The sequence below is a fragment of the Streptomyces sp. XM4193 genome, assembly GCF_023072595.1.
Classification (GTDB): Bacteria; Actinomycetota; Actinomycetes; order Streptomycetales; family Streptomycetaceae; genus Streptomyces.
Map to the genome: position 1 here is coordinate 1,729,906 of NZ_JALLGK010000001.1, position 6,569 is coordinate 1,736,474.

At 71.0% G+C, this 6,569-nt stretch carries 4 protein-coding genes and 1 pseudogene; 3 read left to right on the plus strand and 2 right to left on the minus strand.

Annotated features, from left to right (window positions below):
- Positions 1-182 precede the first annotated feature (182 nt).
- Complete coding sequence (locus MTQ01_RS07270) at positions 183-677, plus strand: DUF3145 domain-containing protein (RefSeq protein WP_247487592.1); 495 nt, start codon at positions 183-185, stop codon at positions 675-677.
- Positions 678-1,693: 1,016 nt separating this feature from the next.
- On the opposite strand, the pseudogene MTQ01_RS07275 reads toward MTQ01_RS07270, so the two are convergent.
- Both MTQ01_RS07275 and MTQ01_RS07280 read right to left on the minus strand, forming a co-directional pair.
- Positions 1,694-3,019: pseudogene (locus MTQ01_RS07275) on the minus strand (ABC1 kinase family protein); the annotation flags it as partial.
- A gap of 47 nt (positions 3,020-3,066) precedes the next feature.
- Positions 3,067-4,386, minus strand: a complete 1,320-nt coding sequence (locus MTQ01_RS07280; RefSeq protein ID WP_247487824.1) for a ThiF family adenylyltransferase — start codon at positions 4,384-4,386, stop codon at positions 3,067-3,069.
- Positions 4,387-4,709: 323 nt separating this feature from the next.
- Here MTQ01_RS07280 and MTQ01_RS07285 point away from each other — a divergent pair, with 323 nt between their 5' ends.
- Complete coding sequence (locus MTQ01_RS07285) at positions 4,710-5,354, plus strand: M48 family metallopeptidase (protein WP_374207622.1); 645 nt, start codon at positions 4,710-4,712, stop codon at positions 5,352-5,354.
- A gap of 429 nt (positions 5,355-5,783) precedes the next feature.
- Positions 5,784-6,569 (plus strand): TerD family protein (locus tag MTQ01_RS07290; protein WP_247487594.1); only part of this gene is annotated, 786 nt, incomplete at its 3' end.

A 6,569-nucleotide genomic window follows, 5' to 3' on the forward strand; every position in this document is an offset into this window, starting at 1 on the left:
GTGCCGTCACATTGCGTCCTTTTTGTGTAGGGATGAAGGGGAGTGGTGTTTACTGTTCGTAGTTCAGAGGCTGGTGTGCAGAGCTCCGATGGGGCAGAATGTCAGCCGCCGCCGACGTCTGACCGGTAGCGAGTTGAGGCCGCTGGGGAAGGCGAACCTCGAACCGCACAGGAGGCCCCCCGGTGACGACACGTGGAGTTCTGTACGTGCACTCCGCGCCGCGAGCGCTGTGCCCACATGTGGAGTGGGCAGTGGCGGGAGTTCTCGGTGCCCGCGTCACGCTCGACTGGATCAAGCAACCCGCGTCCCCGGAGACCCTGAGAGCCGAGTTTTCCTGGCAGGGAGCGCCGAGCGCCGCCTCCAAGATGGCTTCCGCGCTGCGGGGTTGGCGGCTGCTTCGGTTCGAGGTGACCGCGGAGCCCAGTGCCACCACCGAGGGAGAACGCTTCAGTTCCACTCCTTCGCTCGGCATCTTCCACGCCGTCATCGGTCAGCACGGCGACATCCTGATTCCCGAGGACCGGCTTCGCTCCGCGACGAGTCGTGCGGTGCGGGGCGAGACGGACCTGGTCGACGAGGTGAACAAACTGCTCGGCAAACCGTGGGACGACGAGCTCGAACCCTTTCGACACGCCGGCGAAGGCGCCCCGGTCCGCTGGCTCCACCAGGTCGTCTGACCGTTCCGTCGCTTCCGGTGCCCCGTCCCCGCACCGCCCTGACCCGCGCGTCCCGGCCGCTGCGTCTCACGTCCGCACGCCGGACCCCGGGCTTGCGACGTACGCCTGATCCGGTGTTCCTCCGCCCTTACGGCTGAGCCCGCGAGCCGGCTGAGCCTGCAAGCCCGCAGACCGGTGAGCCTCCCAACAACCCTCGTCGAAGCGCTCGGACCGCGCCCGGCAGGTCGGCGCCTGTGCCGTGGCCGAGCCCGAACGTGCTGCCCGAACGTGCCTCCTTCGGTGCGGAACCCGGCTCGGAGGCAACATTTCGGCGTTTGCGTCGCAGACCAACCAGGCAATCGGGCCAACCAGGCAGAGAAGACCCGCCGGGCATGTAGGTCTTGGCCCGGCTCAGGAGTCTGTTGCGGCGCGGCACTCGAACCTGTCACGAGCGCGCCCGGGCTCAGCCGCTGCCGTCCTGCACTCCCCGACTCGCGACTGCGGAGTGCGGCCCGGTGACCGCGCCCGAGAGCCTGGCGGTCGCACGGCCTACGGGCTCGGCTGCCTCGGGTGTGTGGACGGCTTCAGCCGGCCTCGGGTCTGTCGTCGCTCGTCGCCTTCTTCCGAGGGCTTGTCCCCTTCGGTCTGCTGTTTGCCCGCTGCTCGGTCGTCGCTGCTGCTGCGGCTGCTTTTCGCGGCGCCCGCTTCTTCGCCGTCCTGCCGGGCTCAGTCTTCTCGGCCGCCTCCTCTTTGGCGGTCGGCTTCTTGCCTGCTTGCCCGGTGGCGGGTTTCTTCCTCGGCTGCTGCTTGGTGCCGACCTGCTTGGGCGTCGCCTTCTTCCGCGGCGGCTTTCCCCGGGAGTCCTCGGGGCGGCGCTGTCGACCCACCGATGCCTTGGAGGTGTCGCCGTCTTCGCCGTCCGGCGCGAGTGGTTGCTCCTCATCGGCCCGAGCCGAGGGCCCTGCTTGTGAGGTGCCCGCTGGTGAAGTGCCCGCTTTGGGGCTTGCCTCTTCCGCGCCCTTCTCCGGAGGGCCGCCCTCCGAGGGGTTCGCTTCGTCGGCGAAGCCGGGCAGCCAGTCGATGAGCTCGTCCCGCATCCGCACCCTCGCGTGCAACTGGCAGAGCACACCGACCGTGCTGAGGGTGACGCGATGTATCAGTACGTACTCGGGCGGGAGGTTGAGCTGCTTGCCCAGCTGGTGCGCCGGCGAACGCGGATCGGCGATCCGGGCCGCCTGGTCCCTCATCCAACTCCGCGAGAAGGTGAACTCCTCGACGCTCGACGGCTCGATGATCGGCAGCAGATAGTCGAGTACGGCGTCCGGGTCGAGAGTTATCGACTCCTTGACGAAGTTCTCCTCCCGCAGCAGCGCGTACACCTGATCCGCTTCACCCTTCAGCGCCAGACGCAGGGCCGATCCGATCATCGGTGAGAGACCGTCGGGCAGCCGGTCGACGGTGCCGAAGTCCATGACGCCGAGGCGTCCGTCGGGCAGCAGCCGAAAGTTTCCCGGATGGGGATCGGCGTGGAGCAGCCCCGTGCGGGCCGTACCGCTGAAGAGGAAACGTGCGAGCAACTGGCCGACGTGGTCCCGAGCCTCCTGCGAGCCGTCACGTATGACTTCCGAGAGCGGAGTGCCCTCCATCCACTCCGTCACGAGCACCTGCTCGCCCTGGTGCACGACGTCGGGGACGCTCACGCCGGGATCGCCCGCGAACTCCGCCGCGTAAGCACGCTGAGCCTCCGCCTCCAGGCCGTAGTCGAGCTCCTCGCTGATCCGGGCGCGGAGCTCGGCGACCAGCGGCTTGACGTCCAGACCGGGAACCAGCGGCCCCAGAAGTCTGGCGAACATTCCCAGCTGAGTCAGGTCGGACAGCAGCGCCTCGCCCGCTCCCGGGTACTGGACCTTCACCGCGACCTCGCGCCCGTCGTGCCAGACGGCACGGTGAACCTGGCCGATGGACGCCGCAGCGGCCGGCTTGTCGTCGAACTCCTCGAAGAGCTCGCGCCATTGCTCGCCCAAGCGCTCCGCGAGCACGGCGTGCACGGTGCTCGCGGGCAGTGGAGGCGCTGCCTCCTGGAGCTTGGTCAGCGCCGCGCGGTAGGGGCCCGCCACTTCTTCGGGCAGTGCCGACTCGAACACGGAGAGCGCCTGCCCGACCTTCATGGCGCCGCCCTTCAGCTCACCGAGCACCTTGAACAGCTGCTCTGCGGTGCGCTGCTGGATCTCGCTGCCCACGAGCTCGGCCGAGTACCCGCCGAGCCGCTTGCCCAGGCCCCAGGTGGCCCGGCCGGCATAGCCGAACGGCAGCGCGGCCAGCTTGGCGGTTCGCGTCACCGCGCGACGCGGAAGATCTGACATCAGGCCCCTCCAACTCGCTGACAGCTCCGAGCTGCTTGCCGCCATTGTCACCTCTGCTGCCCCGGGATCCGAGGGAGAGTCCGGCTCGAAACCGAAGGAGAGCCTGCGCGGGCACCCACGGTCACTGCCGCGGCGCCGCACGGGCACTCTGCGTGTGCCGGAAGCTCCTCCTCCTCGCGCCACATATGAGGAAGCACATAGGAGACACGCGTCCCGACGGTGTCCGTGTCGTCGCCGTCGAGGAACCGCAACGCGGCGTTGGCGGCCGCGCCGGCGACCACGCTGGCCAGCGCTCCGTCGCAGGCCGGGGCGGCGGCGGCTCCTCGGGCGGAACGCCACTGGCCCACGACGAGCGGCCACGCGGGCTCGCGACGCGTGCGGTCCAGCATCATGCACTCGGCGCAGGAGGAACTGCCCGGCACCACCAGCGGCCCCACGAACCCGGTGCCCTCCACCACGCCGGCGTACAGATGCGGCTGGCCCGCCTCGATCAGATCCCGCGCGCTCTCAGGCCGAGGAGCGTACGCATCGAGGCCCTCCCGAGGTGCGATCACCACCAGATCCAGACCCCGCTGCTCGCCTCTGCGCGGCTGCGGGGGACGCGGCCAGGGAGTGGCCCTGCGCACCACCCTGCGCAACGCCGCGGCCCTGCGCTCACCGGTCTGCTCCGGACCGAGACCACCGGGGCAGACGTCGCCCGGGGAGACGCATCCGCCGTCGCGCGCCTCGACCTGGCCGACCCCGCCCGCCGCCAGCAGCGCTGCCACCGCCGACCCGACCCGGCCCCCGCCGCGCACCTGGACGCGGCCGGCGCGACGGGTGCCTACCCTGCGCGCGGCGCCGCCCGGCTCGGGATGCACGACCGACAGCGAGGCGACATCGGGGCCCAGCCGCATACCGGTCTCGGTCGTCGCGGAATGCGACCCCACGGCAGATCGGTCGACGAATCCCGAGGCGGAGCCCGCCGCGGACCGTGCGGCCGAACCCACCACCGAACTCGAACCCGACCCCGACCCCGAACCCGACCCCGAACCCGACCCCGAACCCGACCCCGAACCCGACCCCGAACCCGACCCCGAGCCGGGCCCTGGGACGGCGGCGCAGCCGGTCGCGCGACCGGCAGTCGCGTCGTCCAGCACACCGGCGCCCGCCAACCGGTCCAGCAGCCTGTCCACCAGTGAACCGCCGAGACCCATCAGCTGTGCGGCTTCGCGCAGCTGCACTACGCTTCTGGTGCCGTCCAGAAGCTCCAGGAAACTACCGGTCGTGTGGTCCACCGGACCCAGCTGTACGGCGTGGGCGGGGGCAACGCCGTACTGGACCGTCTGGCCGTTCCGCCAGCTGCGCCGGAGCGCAGGCTTGATCATCGGGTGCTTCAGCTGCACGACCGAACTCCTCCCGGGGGCAGTGGGCTTGGGGCACGGACGCCGCTCGCGAACCAGCGGCGACCTCTTCGTCTGCCGCCATGTTGCGTCGAAGGCCGCTGCGGCGGATCAAGTTGTCCACAGCCCCGTCGAGATCGTCGTACTAGCTGTGCGCCGCTCTCTCGGGTCGAGTGCTGCCACGTCCGTTCGCTCTTCGTACGGTGCTCCTGCGGCAGCACCGCGACACGCGGGCGCGTACCCCGTGTCACCGGACCGCCCCGCAGCGGGGCGCGGACATTGTCGGAGCCCGGGGGTACGGTCGGGTGGTGTCCGCAGAACCGCTGAAGGCTGCCGGCGGCAGCCCTGCCCCGCCCGCCGCCACCGACCCGGAGGCCCCGAGCGGCCCGGTGCGTCCACCGGTCGAGGTGCGCCGCAGTTCGCGCCGCCGCCGCACGGTCTCCGCGTACCGCGAGGCAGGGCGCACCATCGTGCTCCTGCCCGCGCGGATGTCGGCGGAGGAGGAGCGGCACTGGGTGCGGGTGATGGTCGACAAGCTCGCCGCCCAGGACGCGAGGAAGCTGCTGAGCGACGACGAACTCCTGGGCCGGGCAGTGCAGTTGGCCGAGCGCTACCTCGCCGGCGGAGTACGGCCCGAAGCGGTCAGATGGGTCACCAACCAGAACAGCCGATGGGGCTCGTGCACGCCGTCCGAGCGCACCATCCGCATCTCGCACCGGCTCCAGGGCATGCCGGAGTACGTCCTGGACTACGTGCTGCTGCACGAGCTGGCCCATCTGCTCGTGCCGGGCCACGGACCCGGTTTCTGGCGACTGTTGGAGGCTTACCCGCGGACCGAGCGAGCCCGCGGTTTCCTGGACGGAGTCGTGGCCGCCGATCGTCTGCCGCACCGCCCGGTGGCCCCCTCGGACGGCCCGCAACCACTCGACGACCCGGGCCCTGAAGAGGACTAGATCCCGCGCCGAGTATCCGCAACCGGCTCTCTCCCGGCCCGTGCCTCGGCCCGCTCGGGCAGAAACAGGCGGCAGAAACAGGTGGCCAGGAACGCCCCAACACGGCCCGGCACGAAACGGCCCGGTGCGGCGCCAGCCCCGCCGCGCGCACGCATCACCGCGGCCCCACACCGCCTCCGGTCGCGGGCCGCGTCGTACGAACGCCGCCCCGCCCGCGGCCCCTTCGAGCAGCCGCCGCGCGGCTCGCGCACTGCCCCGGTGACGGCTGATGTCGGCTCTGTCACAGGGACGAGTTAGCCTGGCGCAGCAATCACCGCAACCGCTTGGCACCGGGCGTGCGTCACGGTCAGGGTAGGCAGGCGTGGGACGGGCGGCCGAGCCGCTCGCCAGGACATCCAGCAAGAACGGGTTGGGGGACGGGCGTTACGCATGGCCAGGGAATTCCAGCGCGGCCACAAGGCCAGGCTCAGTGATCTGACGGCGGGCACCGATCTGTACGTGGGTGTGCGAATAGACGCCCCGGGCGTCACTTTCGACATCAGTTGCTTCGGCCTCGACGCCGAGGAACGGCTCTCGGACGACCGCTACTTCATCTTCTACAACCAGCCCAAGTCGCCCGAGGAGTCGATCCAGCAGCTCGGCGAACAGGCGGGTGACACCGAGTCGTTCAGGGTGACCCTCGACCTGGTGCCCGAGGCCGTTCGCCATCTGTCCTTCACCGCGACCATCGACGGCGACGGGCAGATGTCGCAGGTCGGTCCCGGGTACATCCGCATCGTTGCGGGTGGCGAGGAGGTGGTGCGCTACCCCTTCACGGGTGCGGAGTTCAGCACCGAGCGGGCAGTGATGCTGGGCGACATCTACTACAAGAACGCCTGGCGCTTCGCCGCGGTCGGCCAGGGCTTCGACGGCGGACTCGGCGCCCTCCTGCAGAACTTCGGCGGCGAGATCCTGGAGGACGAGGAGCCGCAGCCGGAGCCCGAGCCGGAGCCGGCCGCCCAGCCCGCTGCGCCGCCGGCGTTCGCGCCGCCGTCCGGCCCGCCGCCGGCCTTCGCGCCGCCTCCGGGTGCCGCTGCCCCTGCCCCGCCCCAGCAGCAGTCGCCCGCGCCGCCGCCCGTGCAGCAACAGCCGCAGCAGCCGACACCGCCGCCGCAGCAGCCGGCACCGGCACAGCAGCCGGCACCGGCCCCCGCCGCCCCACCGCCGCCCCACGCC